This is a genomic window from Streptomyces hyderabadensis (assembly GCF_020404845.1).
GTDB lineage: Bacteria > Actinomycetota > Actinomycetes > Streptomycetales > Streptomycetaceae > Streptomyces > Streptomyces hyderabadensis.
In genome coordinates, this window is sequence record NZ_JAIOJZ010000026.1 from 100,943 (window position 1) to 114,324 (window position 13,382).

Below are 13,382 nucleotides of genomic sequence, written 5' to 3' on the forward strand. Positions count from 1 at the left end.
CCGGGGGCCGTCACATCCGGGCAACTGCCCGATGTTTACGGGGGTTTGCCCCCTAGGGAGAGCGCCGTGCGGACTAGGGCAGGGTCACGTTGCTCTCGAAGTTGAGCCAGGACAGGGACGCGATGGTGCTCATGGAGGGGCACAGCTCCCGCAGCTTGGCCGGGTCGGTCTTGGGCGGGGTGGAACCCATGTCGTAGCAACCGAGCTTGCGGACGGTGTTCACCGCCTTCACCACCTGCCCCGCGGACTTCTCGACCTCGGTGTACTCACCGCCGGGGAAGTCCCGCTCGATGCTCTCGGCCATCGCGCCGGCGAGTTCCCCGGCCGCGGTGAGGTCCTTCCCGCATCCGGGGTCGTCCCAGGCGACGTGGCTGCACATCGGGGAGCTGCTCATGCCGTAGGCGATGCGGTAGAGCGGCAGCAGCTCCGCCGGGGTCGCGGGCTTGGCCGAGGAGGCGGCCGCCGACGGCTGCTTCGACTCCGCCGGGGTGGAGGAAGCGGCCCGGGTCGGTTTCCGGTCGTCGGCCGCCTTCCCGTCCGCGCCGCCGCCGCAGGCGGACAGCGTCAGGAGTGTCGTGGCGGCTGCGGACAGGGCGAGGGCGAATCGACGCGTGAGCATGGGGTCACTCAAGCGCCGGACGAGTTGTTCAGACACCCGCTCCACGGGACTGAACAACGCCGCGGACGAACTCCGTCCAGGCTGCCGACCCGACGACGATCACCGGGCCGTCGGTCACTTTGCTGTCCCGGACGGGTATGACCCCGGGGACTCCGTCGGTGACTTCGAGGCAGTTGCCGCCTTCGCCGTTGCTGTACGTGCTCTTGCGCCAGCGGGCAGCACCGGGGAAGTCTTGCGCGACTTCGACGCAGTCGCCTCCCTCACCGTTGCTGTAGCTGCTCTTCGTCCAGCGGGCGTCGGTCAGGTCGTACTCGCGCATCGTCTGAAGTCCTCCGCCGCCGAGTCGATCAGGGCCAGGGACGCCTCCGGCGACAGCGCGGCGACCCTGAGCAGATCGTATGCGCGCTGCGCCCGCTTCACCACGGCCGGTGCGTCGACCAGCGTTCCCGAAAACGAGGTCTCTGTATAGGCGACCGGAGGAGCGTCCTCGAAGTCCATGAGCCGCAGATCCCCGGTCATGGCCGCATGCGCCCCCGCTCCGAACGACAGCACCGTCACCACCGCCGCGCGCTCCCGGATCAGCCGCGCAACGTGCTCCAGCTGTGCCGCCATCGCCTGCGGACCGCCCACCGGGATCCGCAGCACGTTCTCGTGCAGCGTCACCCAATACTCGGGCCTTGTAGCGTCGTCCAGGATCAGCGACCGCTCCAGGCGGGCCGCGACGATCTCGTCGACGTACGAGTCCGGCTTGAAGGGGTTCGCGGCGATGGTGACCGCGCGGGCGTAGTCCGCGGTCTGGAGCAGGCCCGGCACGACCGTCGGGGCGAACTCGCAGATCCTCGTGGCCAGCCGCTCCAGTTCGACCACCCCGGCGAAGTAATCCGCATACCGGGGATCGTCAATCAGCTTCCGGCACAGTCGCTCGAAAATACCGTCGGTTTGTAGCGCATCGTCGATCCGCTGGGCCACGTCCAACTGGGGTTTCCGAATTGCCTGTTCGAACTGGCCGATGTAGCCGCCGGACACGAATACCCGTGCGCCCAGCTCTACTTGGGTGATTCCGGCGTCCTCCCGCCGGCGTTTCAGTTCCGTTCCGAAGAACTCCCACGCGGCCTGCCGTGAACCATTGGCCATAACCAACCCCCATGCGCTGACCCGCACTTGTAGTGCACGTACTCCTGCCGAGTGTAGGCACGTCGCGGCATTCTGGGGGTACGAAGAGTGAAAACGTAAAGGGAAGGGAACGTGGTGGAGGCACGGCACTCGGCGCTCTGCGTCGAAGGAGCGGAGGACACGGTGAAGGAATTGCGCGCGGCGCTCGCGGAGGCAGGAATTGTTCTTCCCTCACTCGGGCTCGACCCGGTGAGTCTTGCGCGGGAGGCGCCCTGTCCGCTCGTCGAATTGGGCCGGTGTTCCGTGGAGACCGCGCAGCGCCTCGCGGCGGTGTTGCGGTGACGAGGACGCCGCCCGTCGGGGTCTACGCCGTGGACACCCGCAGTGGACGGGTCGGGATCGTCATGGGGCACGAGGGCCCCTACGTGCAGATGCGGCCGTACGGCGGCGGGCGGGAGTGGGACGCCGAGCCGGGTGACGTACGCCACGCCACCGCCGCGGAGCGGCTCAGCGCGGCGACGGCGTACACCAACGCCCGGAGCCGTGGCGAGGTGCCTTGAAGGATGCGCGAGAATGGGCGGCATGAGTCTGTTCCGCGACGACGGCATCGTGCTGCGCACCCAGAAGCTGGGTGAGGCGGACCGGATCATCACCATGCTCACGCGCGGTCACGGGCGGGTACGCGCCGTGGCGCGCGGGGTGCGGCGCACGAAGTCGAAGTTCGGGGCGCGGCTGGAGCCGTTCTCGCACGTGGACGTGCAGTTCTTCTCGAAGGGCAGCGAGCTGGTCGGGCGCGGGCTGCCGCTGTGCACGCAGAGCGAGACCATCGCGCCGTACGGTGGCGGGATCGTGACCGACTACGCGCGGTACACCGCGGGGACCGCCATGCTGGAGACGGCCGAGCGGTTCACCGATCACGAGGGCGAGCCGGCGGTGCAGCAGTACCTGCTGCTGGTCGGCGCGCTCAGGACCCTCGCCCGGGGCGAGCACGCGCCGAACCTGGTGCTCGACGCCTTCCTGCTGCGCTCGCTGGCCGTGAACGGGTACGCCCCGACCTTCGGGGACTGCGCGAAGTGCGGCCTGCCCGGTCCGAACCGGTTCTTCTCGGTCGGCTCGGGCGGGTCCGTCTGCGTCGACTGCCGGGTGCCCGGCAGCGTCGTACCCTCGCCGCAGGCCCTGGAACTGCTCGGGGCGCTGCTTGCGGGAGACTGGGGCACGGCGGACGCGGCCGAGCCGCGGTACGTGCGGGAGGGGAGCGGACTGGTCTCCGCCTACCTGCACTGGCACCTGGAGCGGGGACTGCGCTCCCTGCGGTACGTCGAGAAGTAGGAGAGAACGGATATGGCCGTACGCGGGATTCTGGGGCGCCAGCGCCGGGAGTACAGGACGCCGGAGCCGCACCCGTCCGGTGCGCGGCCGCCGAAGCTCGGTGAGCTGGTCCCGGAGCACGTGGCGATCGTCATGGACGGCAACGGCCGCTGGGCCAAGGAGCGCGGGCTGCCGCGCACCGAGGGGCACAAGGTCGGCGCCGAGCAGGTCATGGACGTGCTCCAGGGCGCGATCGAGATCGGCGTCGGGAACATCTCCCTGTACGCCTTCTCCACGGAGAACTGGAAGCGCTCGCCGGAAGAGGTGCGCTTCCTGATGAACTTCAACCGCGACTTCATCCGCAAGTCCCGCGACACCCTCGACGGTCTCGGGGTGCGGGTGCGGTGGGCGGGGCGGATGCCCAAGCTGTGGAAGTCGGTGGCCAAGGAGCTCCAGGTCGCGCAGGAGCAGACCAAGGACAACGACCAGCTCACTCTGTATTTCTGCATGAACTACGGCGGGCGGGCGGAGATCGCCGACGCGGCGCAGGCCCTCGCCGAGGACGTGCGGTCCGGGAAGCTCGACCCGGCCAAGGTCAACGAGAAGACGCTCGCCAGGTACCTGTACTACCCGGACATGCCGGACGTGGACCTGTTCCTGCGGCCGAGCGGTGAGCAGCGCACGTCGAACTACCTGATCTGGCAGAGCGCGTACGCGGAGATGGTCTTCCAGGACGTGCTGTGGCCGGACTTCGACCGGCGCGACCTGTGGCGGGCCTGTCTGGAGTTCGCCTCCCGGGACCGCCGCTTCGGCGGCGCCATCCCCAACGAGGAACTGCTGGCCATGGAAGGCCGCAGTACCCAGTAAGCCCAGGGCGGCAGAATCAGCCCGTCCGGCGTTTGAGGACGAGGCCGTTCAGGCCGGAAAAAGGGGGCCCGGGGCGCAGCCCCGGCCCCACCCCGCTCAGCCGCCGGAGGCACCCGCGCAGTCGGCGCAGGTGCCGAAGATCTCCACCGTGTGCGCCACGTTGACGTAGCCGTGTTCCGCGGCGATGGCCTCGGCCCACTTCTCCACGGCGGGGCCCTCCACCTCGACGGCCTTGCCGCAGGCGCGGCAGACCAGGTGGTGGTGATGGTCGCCGGTGGAGCAGCGCCGGTAGACGGACTCGCCCTCGGCGGTGCGCAGGACGTCGACCTCGCCGGCGTCGGCGAGGGACTGCAGGGTGCGGTAGACCGTGGTGAGCCCGACCGCGTCGCCCTTGTGCTTGAGCATGTCGTGCAGTTCCTGCGCGCTGCGGAACTCCTCGACCTCCTGGAGGGCGGCCGACACGGCAGCCCGCTGCCGGGTGGCGCGGCCCTTCACGGGCGGTCCAGCGGTGGTCACTGGATTCCTCCTCACGTCTTCGCGGCTTGCCGGGCCATTGTGCCAGCCCGGCCTGTCCGCGGTCAGACGCCGACCTCGTCGGCGGCCCCCCTGGTGGCCGGAATCTTGCACTCCGCCGGATCCGCGGCCGGTTGCGCGGCGGCGAGTGCCCGCGCGCGTCGCCTGGCCAGCGGTGCCGCCAGCAGGCTCAGCAGGATGAACGCGCCGATGGTGAGCAGCACGATCGTCGCGCCGGGCGGCACGTCCTGGTAGTACGAGGTGACCGTGCCGCCGATCGTCACGCTCACGCCGAGCGCCACGGAGATCGCGAAGGTGGCGGCGAAGCTGCGGGTGAGCTGCTGGGCCGCGGCCACCGGGACCACCATCAGCGCGGAGACCAGGAGCAGGCCGACGACGCGCATCGCGACGGTGACCGTGACCGCCGCCGTGACGGCCGTCAGCAGGTTCAGCGCACGCACCGGCAGCCCGGTGACCCGGGCGAACTCCTCGTCCTGGCTGACGGCGAACAGCTGGCGGCGCAGCCCGACCGTGACCAGGACCACGAAGGCGGCCAGCAGGCAGATCGCGGTCACGTCGGACTCGGAGACCGTCGACAGGGAGCCGAAGAGGTACGAGGTGAGGTTGGCGTTGGAGCCGCCCGGCGCGAGGTTGATGAACATCACGCCGCCCGCCATGCCGCCGTAGAAGAGCATGGCGAGGGCGATGTCGCCGCGGGTCTTGCCGTACCAGCGGATCAGCTCCATGAGGACCGCGCCGAGGACCGAGACCAGGGTCGCCATCCAGACGGGGGACCAGGTCAGCAGGAAGCCGAGGCCGACGCCGGTCATCGCCACGTGGCCGATGCCGTCGCCCATCAGGGCCTGGCGGCGCTGGACCAGGTAGATGCCGATGGCCGGGGCGGTGATGCCCACCAGGACGGCGGCGAGCAGCGCCCGCTGCATGAAGGCGTAGTTCAGTATTTCCATGGTCGTCGCCTTCTCAGCTCAGCAGGCCGGTGCGGATCGGTTCGGCGCCCGCCGGTGCGTGCGGGTGGACGTGGTCGTGGCCGGGCAGCGCGTGCTGGCCGACCGCCTCGGGCGGCGGGCCGTCGTGCAGGACGCAGCCGTCGCGGAGGACGACCGCCCGGTCGATCAGCGGCTCCAGCGGGCCCAGCTCGTGCAGGACCAGGAGGACGGTGGCGCCGGCCGCGACCTGCGCCCGCAGGGTCTGGGCCAGCACTTCCTGGCTGGCCAGGTCGACGCCGGCCATCGGCTCGTCCATGATCAGCAGCTCGGGCTCGGCGGCGAGCGCGCGGGCGATCAGCACGCGCTGGTGCTGGCCGCCGGAGAGGGCGTTCACCGAGTCCTTGGCGCGGTCGGCCATGCCGACCAGGTCGAGGGCGCGGCGCACGGCCTCGTGGTCCGCCTTGCGCAGGACGCCGAAGCGGGCCCGGGAGAGCCGGCCCGAGGAGACCACCTCGGTCACCGTGGCGGGGACGCCGCCCGCGGCCGTGGTGCGCTGCGGGACGTAGCCCACGCGCGCCCAGTCGCGGAAGCGGCGCCTGGGGGTGCCGAACAGCTCGATCTCCCCGCCCGTCACCGGCACCTGGCCGATGATCGTGCGCACGGCCGTGGACTTGCCCGAGCCGTTGGCGCCGAGCAGCGCGACCACCTGGCCGCGCCGCACGGTGAGGTCGATGCCGCGCAGGACGGGGCGTGAGCCCAGCTCGGCGCGGACGCCGCGCAGGGATATGACGGACTCGTCGCTCACGAGGTCCTCCGTAACGATCGAACTGCGGGTGGTACTGCTTACTTGGCGCCGAGGGCGGTCTCCAGCGCCTTGAGGTTGGACTGCATGACCCCGAGGTAGTCGTCGCCCTTGGACTTGTCGGTGATGCCCTCCAGCGGATCGAGGACGTCCGTCTTCAGGCCCGCGTCCTTGGCGAGGGTCTTCGCGGTCTTGTCGGACACCAGTGTCTCGTAGAAGACGGTGGTGACGCCGTCGGCCTTGGCCTCCTGCTGGAGTTCCTTGATCCGGGCGGGGCTGGGCTCGCTCTCCGGGTCGAGGCCGTTGATGGCCTCCTGGGTGAGGCCGTAGCGCTCGGCGAGGTAGCCGAAGGCGGCGTGGTTGGTGAAGAAGACCTTGGTGTCGGTCTTCGCCAGACCGTCCTTGTACGCCGTGTTCAGGCCGGCCAGCTTCTTCGCCAGCGCCTCGGCGTTCTTCCGGTAGTCGTCGGCGTGGTCCGGGTCGGCCTTCTCGAACGACTTGGCCACGCCCTCGGCGATCTCGGCGTACTTCACCGGGTCCAGCCAGACGTGCGGGTCGAGGGCGTGCTCGCCGCCCTCGGAGTGCTCCTCCTCGGCGTGCTCGTCCGCGTGCTCCTCGCCGCCGTGGTCGTGCTCCACGTCGCCGTGGTCTTCCAGCTTGGTCAGCGTGGCCGCGTCGATCTTCGTCTTCACGTCGGACTGGGCGATGGCCTCGTCCACGGCGGGCTGGAGGGTCTTGAGGTAGAGCACCGCGTCCGCCTCGCCCATCTCGGCGGTCTGCTTGGCGCTCAGCTCCAGGTCGTGCGGCTCCTGGCCGGGCTCGGTGAGCGTGGTGACGTTCACGTGGTCCCCGCCGATCTGCTCGGCGAGGTACTCCATGGGGTAGAACGACGCGACGACGTCGAACTTGTCCGTATTGCCCGCCGCAGAGCTGTCGCTGGAGCAGGCGGAGAGGGTGCCGAGGCCGAGCGCGGTGGCCGCGGTGACTGCTATGCCGGATATGCGGCGTCGTCGTACGTTCATGACACCCATTTTCAACAAATATGGAAACCGTTGTCAACAAGCGCCCGATCGCACAGACGGCAGGCCCCGATTTGGTCGTGGGGCGGCCCACGCCGGTAACCTGAAGCATTCTCTGGAAGCATCCTCGCTTCGTCGCCCGTCGTCGTAATGAAGAGAGCACCGTGGCCGCCGACAAGATCGACACCATCGTCAGCCTGAGCAAGCGCCGTGGCTTCGTATTCCCCTGCAGTGAGATCTACGGCGGTCAGCGCGCCGCCTGGGACTACGGTCCGTTGGGTGTCGAGCTCAAGGAGAACCTCAAGCGCCAGTGGTGGCGCTACATGGTCACCTCGCGCGAGGACGTCGTCGGTCTCGACTCCTCCGTGATCCTGGCCCCCGAGGTCTGGGTGGCCTCCGGTCACGTCGCCACCTTCACGGACCCGCTGACCGAGTGCACCTCCTGCCACAAGCGGTTCCGCGCGGACCACCTGGAGGAGGCGTACGAGGAGAAGAAGGGCCACGCCCCGGAGAACGGCCTGGCCGACCTCAACTGCCCCAACTGCGGCAACAAGGGCACCTTCACCGAGCCCAAGCAGTTCTCCGGTCTGCTCTCCACCCACCTCGGCCCGACCCAGGACAGCGGCTCCGTCGCCTACCTGCGGCCCGAGACCGCCCAGGGCATCTTCACCAACTTCGCCCAGGTGCAGACCACTTCGCGCCGCAAGCCGCCGTTCGGCATCGCCCAGATGGGCAAGTCCTTCCGCAACGAGATCACGCCCGGCAACTTCATCTTCCGCACCCGCGAGTTCGAGCAGATGGAGATGGAGTTCTTCGTCAAGCCGGGCGAGGACGAGAAGTGGCAGGAGTACTGGATGGAGCAGCGCTGGAACTGGTACACCGGTCTCGGCCTGCGCGAGGAGAACATGCGGTGGTACGAGCACCCGCAGGAGAAGCTCTCCCACTACTCCAAGCGCACCGCCGACATCGAGTACCGCTTCCAGTTCGGCGGCAGTGAGTGGGGCGAGCTGGAGGGCGTCGCCAACCGCACCGACTACGACCTCTCCTCGCACGCCAAGGCCTCCGGCCAGGACCTCTCCTACTACGACCAGGAGGCCCAGGAGCGCTGGACGCCGTACGTCATCGAGCCGGCGGCCGGTGTCGGGCGCGCGATGCTCGCCTTCCTGCTCGACGCGTACATCGAGGACGAGGCGCCGAACGCCAAGGGCAAGCTGGAGAAGCGCACTGTGCTGCGGCTCGACCCGCGGTTGTCCCCGGTGAAGGTCGCCGTGCTGCCGCTGTCCCGCAACCCGGAGCTGTCGCCGAAGGCGAAGGGGCTGGCGCAGGCGCTGCGGCAGCACTGGAACATCGAGTTCGACGACGCGGGTGCGATCGGGCGGCGGTACCGGCGCCAGGACGAGATCGGGACGCCGTTCTGTGTGACCGTCGACTTCGACACGCTGGACGACAACGCGGTGACCGTGCGGGAGCGCGACACGATGAAGCAGGAGCGCGTGTCGCTGGACCAGATCGAGGGGTACCTCGCGTCTCGGCTGGTTGGCTGCTGAACGTCCGGTTCGGTTGCCGTACCAGGGGGCTCTGCCCCCTGGACCCCCGGGGACCTGTGCCCACCCACCACCCGACTCGGTCGGCTGGTGGGTGGGCGTTTTCGCGTCAGCGGCCCTGCAGGGACTTCACGTTGTTGCCGAAGGTCCAGTTCTTCGAGCCGTCCCAGTTGAGGGACCAGGTCATCAGGCCCTTGAGGGAGCCGTTGTAGTGGTTCCAGGCCTGGGAGACCAGGGAAGGTGACATGTGGCCGCCGCCCGCGCCGGGCTGGGCGGGCAGGCCCGGGACCTGCTTGTCGTAGGGCACCCGGATCGTCGTGCCCTGGATGACCAGGCCCTTGTTGAGGCAGTCGGTCTGGGCGGTGAAGCCCTGTACGGTGCCGGCCGAGTAGGAGTCGCCGGAACAGCCGTACATGCTGCCGTTGTAGTACTGCATGTTCAGCCACCACAGGCGGCCGTTGTCCGCGTACTTCTTGATGATCGGCAGGTACGCGCCCCAGATCGAGCCGTAGACGATGCTGCCGCCGGTCACGTACGCCGTCTCCGGGGCCATCGTGAGGCCGAAGTTGGCGGGCATGCGGGCCAGCACGCCGTCGATGATGCGGATCAGGTTGGCCTGGGACGTGGAGAGCTGGTTGATGTTGCCGCTGCCGGTCAGGCCGGTCTCGATGTCGATGTCGATGCCGTCGAAGTTGTACTCCTTCAGGATCGGCACGATCGTGTCGACGAAACGGTCCGCCACTGCGGTCGAGTTGAGATCGATGCCGGCCGTCGCGCCGCCGATGGAGAGCAGGAGTGTCTGCCCGGACGCCTTGGCCGCGCACATCTCCGCGGGCGTCGCCACCTTCACGCCGGTGTCCATGCCGTCCTCCCACAGGGCCGTCCCGTCGGAGAGGATCACCGGGAAGGCCGCGTTGAGGACGTTGTAGCCGTGGGCGGCGATCTCGGGGTTGGTGATCGGGGTCCAGCCGAAGGGCGGGTGGACCCCGTTGGCGGCTCCGTCCCAGTTCTCCCAGTAGCCCTGGAGGACCTTGCCCGCGGGCTTCGACTTCACGGCGCAGGTGTCGGCGGCCGCGCCGGTGGGGGCGGCGCCCTCGGGAGCCGCCGACGCGGTGGCGACTCCCAGCGGGACCAGAACGGTGGCCGCCAGTGCGGCGGCCAGTAGACGGATCTTGCGGCGGATCATGCCGGGCCTCCCGGTGGGGGTTCGGTGAGGGAGAGACGTCTTGTGTCGTAGGCATGACAGTGCAGTGGTCCAGACCTTTCGTCAAGAGGTCTGGACCAAGTGGCGCGGGTGGATCGGGCGGTCGTCAGACGATCGTCCGGGGCAGGCGCAGGCTCAGCAGGCCGGTCAGCACCACCCCGGCGAACTGGACCAGCAGCGTCGTCACCAGGGCGTCCCGCATGCCCATCCCCGGGACCAGCGACAGGAACAGCGTGCCCAGGGTGGCCACACCCAGGGCCAGGGACGCCTGCTGGGTGGTGACCATGACGCCACCGCCCACGCCGGCCCGTACGGCAGGCACCTCCGACAGGACCACCCGCAGGATGACCGGGAGCTGGAGCGCCTGGCCCGCGCCCGCGACCGCCGCGCCCGGCAGGAGTTCCACCAGGCCCAGGTCGGGCCAGGAGCGCCAGGCGGCCAGCGTCATCAGGGCCAGGCCCACCCCCTGGAGGGCGGCGCCGACGGGCACGACGCGGGTGCCGTAGCGGGCGACCAGCCGGGGACCGGCGAGCGAGAAGAGGAAGAACACCACCGCGAGCGGGGCCAGCGCCAGGCCCGCGGCCACCGGTCCCAGGCCCGCGCCCTGCTGCAACGCCACCGCGATGACGAACATGAAGCCGCTGAAGCCGATCGAGAACGGCACGATGAGCAGCAGGCCGCGGCGCAGCGAGACGATCGCGAACAGGCTCGGCGGGATCAGCGGCGTACGGCCCGCGCGGTCCGCCCGGCGCTCCACCGCGTAGAACGCCGCCGCCGCGAACGGGAACGCGGCCAGCGACAGCCACGTCCACAGCGGCCAGCCCGCCGCCCGGCCCTCGGTCAGCGGGACCAGCAGGGTCAGGATCGAGGCGGCCAGCAGGAAGGTGCCGGGGACGTCCACCGGCTCGGGGCGGGCGGAGCGGGTCTCCGGGACCGCGCGGGCGGCGAGGAAGAGGCCCACGAGGACCACCGGAACGTTGACGAGGAAGACGGAACGCCAGCCGCTGCCCGCGATGTCCGCCGCCACCAGGACGCCGCCCAGGATCTGGCCGGCCACCATCGACAGACCGGCCGTCGCCCCGTACAGGCCCATGGCCTTGGCGCGCCGGGGACCGGTCGTGGTCGCCTGGATGGTCGCCAGCACCTGCGGCAGCATCGCGGCGGCCGAGGCGCCCTGCGCCACCCGCGCGGCCACCAGCGACCAGGCGTCCGGCGCCAGCCCGCAGGCCAGCGAGGTCAGCCCGAAGGCCGCCATGCCGCCCAGGAACAGGCGGCGCCGGCCGAAGAGGTCGCCGAGCCGGCCGCCGAGGACCAGCAGGACGGCGTACGCCACCCCGTAGCCGGCGACGACGAGTTCCAGGACCGCCTCGCCCGCGGAGAGGTCCGTGGCGATGGTGGGCAGGGCGACGTTGACGATGAAGGCGTCGACGAGCGGGAGTGCCGCACCGAGCAGCACCGTGAAGAGTCCGAGACCGCCGAGCGCGGGTGGCGCCGCGGGGTCCGTGCGGACGGGACGTGAAGTGATGGTTTCGGTCACGTGGTCGAGCCTGCGACCGCAGCCAGAGTGGTACCAGAGTCTCCTTATGCTGGTAGTAGGAGTACCTGGCAACAGGTTGCCGGACGCGGCACCCTGGAGGCATGACGACGATGACGGGCCGGGCGGCGGCGGCCGACATGACGGGCCGGGGGACGGCCGACCGGCTCCCGCCCCGGGACACCGGCTCGGAGATCCGGCGGCACGAACTCGCCGCCTTCCTGCGCAGCCGCCGCGAGCGTATCGCCCCCGAGCAGGTCGGGCTGCCCCGCGGCCGCCGGCGCCGGACGCCGGGGCTGCGGCGCGAGGAGGTCGCCCAGCTCTCGGCCGTCGGCGTCACCTGGTACACCTGGCTGGAGCAGGCCCGGGACATCCAGGTCTCCGTGCAGGTCCTCGACGCCCTCGCCCGCACCCTGCTGCTCGACGCCTCCGAGCGCGCCCACCTCTTCCAGCTGGCGGGGGCGGTCGACCCGACGCCCGCGCGGGTGTGCCCGGTGATCACACCGGCGGTGCGCGCCCTGCTGGAGCGGTTCGAGCCGTACCCCGCCTGCGTGCAGAACAGCCGGTACGACATCCTCGCCCACAACCGGACGTACGGGCTGCTGCTGTGCGACCTGGACGCGGTGCCGCCCGAGGACCGCAACTGCCTGGTCCTCTCCTTCACCCACGAGGACTGGCGCTCCTCGATCGTGCACCTGCCGGAGACCCAGCGGCTGATGGCGGCGCGGTTCCGCGCGACCATGGCCGGTCATCTCGCCGAGCCCGCCTGGAAGATGCTGCTCACGCGGCTGCGCACCCAGTCGCCGGAGTTCCGCGAGGTCTGGGAGCGGCACGAGGTCGTCGCGCACCGCAGCAAGTGCAAGGAGTTCGTCAACCAGTACGTCGGACACATCCGCGTCGACCACACCGACCTGTGGCTCGGGCCGCAGGCCGGGCCCCGGATGGTGACGTACGCGCCGGCCGACGAGGTGTCCCGGGAGCGGCTGGAGAGGCTGCACGCGATCGCTGTGGAGCGCGGGCCGGCATCGTCCGGATGAGTGCCCGAAGTGCGGGAACCCGGAGATGTGCGGAAGGTGATGTTCCCAGGCCTTCCACGGCCCGGGGTTCCCCACAGCACGGACAGGGCGAGGACGAACAGTCATGGCTGAGCAGAAGTCGGCGGCGCGGACACTCCCGCGGCCGTTGCACGCGGCCGCTTCGGCGGTGCGGAAGGTGCCGGGCGCTGGGACGGTGGGCAGGGCCGCCGAGGGCGCGCTGGACAGGATCGGGGCGGTGTCGCCGCGCGGGCGGCGCGTGCTCGTCTACACGGGCGCCGGGGTACTGGGCGTCGCCGGGCTGGTGGAGTGGCCGGTGGCGGTCACCGGGGCGGCGGTGGCCTGGCTGACGCAGCCGCGCGGGCAGGACCGCAACGGGCACGCGGGCAAGGGCGGCGCCGCGGGGGAGGGGACCCGGGGCGCCGGTGACGCGGAGTCCGCCGGGACGGGGACGGCAGCGGCGAAGTCGCCCGCGACCGGGACGGCCCGGACGGCCCGGACGGCCGGGACTGCCGCGACGAAGCGGACCGGCGGTGCGAAGAAGGCGGCCGCCGGGAAGACGACGACGACGAGGTCCACCGCCGCGAAGAAGGCCGCCGCCAAGTCGACGGCGGCCAAATCGACGGCGGCACGGTCGACGGCGGGCAAGTCCGCCACCGCGAAGAAGGCCGCCGCCAAGAAGTCGACGGCGCAGAAGTCGACGGCGCAGAAGTCCACGGCGAAGAAGTCGACGGCGAAGAAGACCGCCTCCCCCACGCGGGCCAAGAGCCAGTCGGGGACCAAGGCGTCCTCCAGCCGGCCCTCGGCGTCCCGCGGGAGCCGCAGCCGCAAGACGGCCGCCGCCTCGCGCACCCGCACGTCGGGCTGAGGGAGAGCCA

General features: G+C 70.6%; 16 protein-coding genes. 7 read left to right on the forward strand and 9 right to left on the reverse strand.

Going from position 1 to position 13,382, the window contains the following annotated elements; genetic code table 11:
- Positions 1–73: 73 nt before the first annotated feature.
- The 3 genes from K7854_RS21065 to K7854_RS21075 are packed head-to-tail and all read right to left on the reverse strand — an operon-like array spanning position 74 to position 1,753.
- On the reverse strand, positions 74–619 hold the full coding sequence (locus K7854_RS21065; RefSeq protein WP_226028094.1) for a hypothetical protein: 546 nt from the start codon (positions 617–619) through the stop codon (positions 74–76).
- Positions 620–647: 28 nt separating this feature from the next.
- Positions 648–938, reverse strand: a complete 291-nt coding sequence (locus K7854_RS21070; RefSeq protein WP_226028095.1) for a DUF397 domain-containing protein — start codon at positions 936–938, stop codon at positions 648–650.
- Entirely contained in the window at positions 920–1,753 is an 834-nt protein-coding gene (locus tag K7854_RS21075; RefSeq protein ID WP_226028096.1) for a helix-turn-helix domain-containing protein, read from the reverse strand. Before K7854_RS21075 ends, K7854_RS21070 begins: the two co-directional genes overlap by 19 nt.
- A 114-nt stretch (positions 1,754–1,867) precedes the next feature.
- On the opposite strand from K7854_RS21075, the gene K7854_RS21080 reads away from it, so the two are divergent.
- Genes K7854_RS21080 through K7854_RS21095 form a run of 4 tightly spaced genes read left to right on the forward strand, consistent with a single transcriptional unit; the run spans position 1,868 to position 3,907 of the window.
- The gene (locus K7854_RS21080; protein WP_087809446.1) at positions 1,868–2,074 is read left to right on the forward strand and encodes a hypothetical protein; all 207 of its coding nucleotides are present in this window, start codon (positions 1,868–1,870) and stop codon (positions 2,072–2,074) included.
- Complete coding sequence (locus tag K7854_RS21085; RefSeq protein ID WP_226028097.1) at positions 2,071–2,292, forward strand: hypothetical protein; 222 nt, start codon at positions 2,071–2,073, stop codon at positions 2,290–2,292. The genes K7854_RS21080 and K7854_RS21085 overlap by 4 nt, the downstream gene beginning before the upstream one ends.
- Before the next feature lie 22 nt (positions 2,293–2,314).
- A complete protein-coding gene (recO, locus tag K7854_RS21090) occupies positions 2,315–3,061 on the forward strand; it encodes a DNA repair protein RecO (RefSeq protein ID WP_226028098.1) in 747 nt (248 codons plus the stop codon).
- 12 nt (positions 3,062–3,073) lie between these two features.
- Entirely contained in the window at positions 3,074–3,907 is an 834-nt protein-coding gene (locus K7854_RS21095; protein ID WP_226028099.1) for an isoprenyl transferase, read from the forward strand.
- A gap of 96 nt (positions 3,908–4,003) precedes the next feature.
- Here K7854_RS21095 and K7854_RS21100 read toward each other — a convergent pair whose 3' ends face one another.
- The 4 genes from K7854_RS21100 to K7854_RS21115 all read right to left on the reverse strand — a co-directional run bounded on the left by K7854_RS21100 (position 4,004) and on the right by K7854_RS21115 (position 7,191).
- On the reverse strand, positions 4,004–4,423 hold the full coding sequence (locus K7854_RS21100; protein ID WP_007449657.1) for a Fur family transcriptional regulator: 420 nt from the start codon (positions 4,421–4,423) through the stop codon (positions 4,004–4,006).
- A gap of 62 nt (positions 4,424–4,485) precedes the next feature.
- A complete protein-coding gene (locus tag K7854_RS21105; protein ID WP_226028100.1) occupies positions 4,486–5,388 on the reverse strand; it encodes a metal ABC transporter permease in 903 nt (300 codons plus the stop codon).
- A gap of 13 nt (positions 5,389–5,401) precedes the next feature.
- Positions 5,402–6,172 (reverse strand): metal ABC transporter ATP-binding protein, encoded by a 771-nt coding sequence (locus K7854_RS21110; protein WP_226028101.1) that lies wholly within the window; start codon positions 6,170–6,172, stop codon positions 5,402–5,404.
- 38 nt (positions 6,173–6,210) lie between these two features.
- Positions 6,211–7,191 carry a zinc ABC transporter substrate-binding protein gene (locus K7854_RS21115; RefSeq protein ID WP_226028102.1) on the reverse strand — a complete coding sequence of 327 codons (981 nt, stop codon included), beginning with the start codon at positions 7,189–7,191 and terminating at the stop codon, positions 6,211–6,213.
- 161 nt (positions 7,192–7,352) lie between these two features.
- Here K7854_RS21115 and K7854_RS21120 point away from each other — a divergent pair, with 161 nt between their 5' ends.
- Positions 7,353–8,735, forward strand: coding sequence for a glycine--tRNA ligase (locus K7854_RS21120; protein WP_226028103.1), 1,383 nt, complete (start codon positions 7,353–7,355; stop codon positions 8,733–8,735).
- A gap of 106 nt (positions 8,736–8,841) precedes the next feature.
- Here K7854_RS21120 and K7854_RS21125 read toward each other — a convergent pair whose 3' ends face one another.
- Positions 8,842–9,918, reverse strand: a complete 1,077-nt coding sequence (locus tag K7854_RS21125) for a chitinase (RefSeq protein ID WP_226028104.1) — start codon at positions 9,916–9,918, stop codon at positions 8,842–8,844.
- Positions 9,919–10,042: 124 nt separating this feature from the next.
- Entirely contained in the window at positions 10,043–11,473 is a 1,431-nt protein-coding gene (locus K7854_RS21130) for an MFS transporter (protein WP_226028105.1), read from the reverse strand.
- A gap of 137 nt (positions 11,474–11,610) precedes the next feature.
- Here K7854_RS21130 and K7854_RS21135 point away from each other — a divergent pair, with 137 nt between their 5' ends.
- Both K7854_RS21135 and K7854_RS37820 read left to right on the forward strand, forming a co-directional pair.
- Positions 11,611–12,507, forward strand: a complete 897-nt coding sequence (locus K7854_RS21135) for a helix-turn-helix transcriptional regulator (RefSeq protein WP_226028112.1) — start codon at positions 11,611–11,613, stop codon at positions 12,505–12,507.
- Positions 12,508–12,610: 103 nt separating this feature from the next.
- Positions 12,611–13,372, forward strand: coding sequence for a hypothetical protein (locus K7854_RS37820; protein ID WP_372481052.1), 762 nt, complete (start codon positions 12,611–12,613; stop codon positions 13,370–13,372).
- Positions 13,373–13,382: the final 10 nt, after the last annotated feature.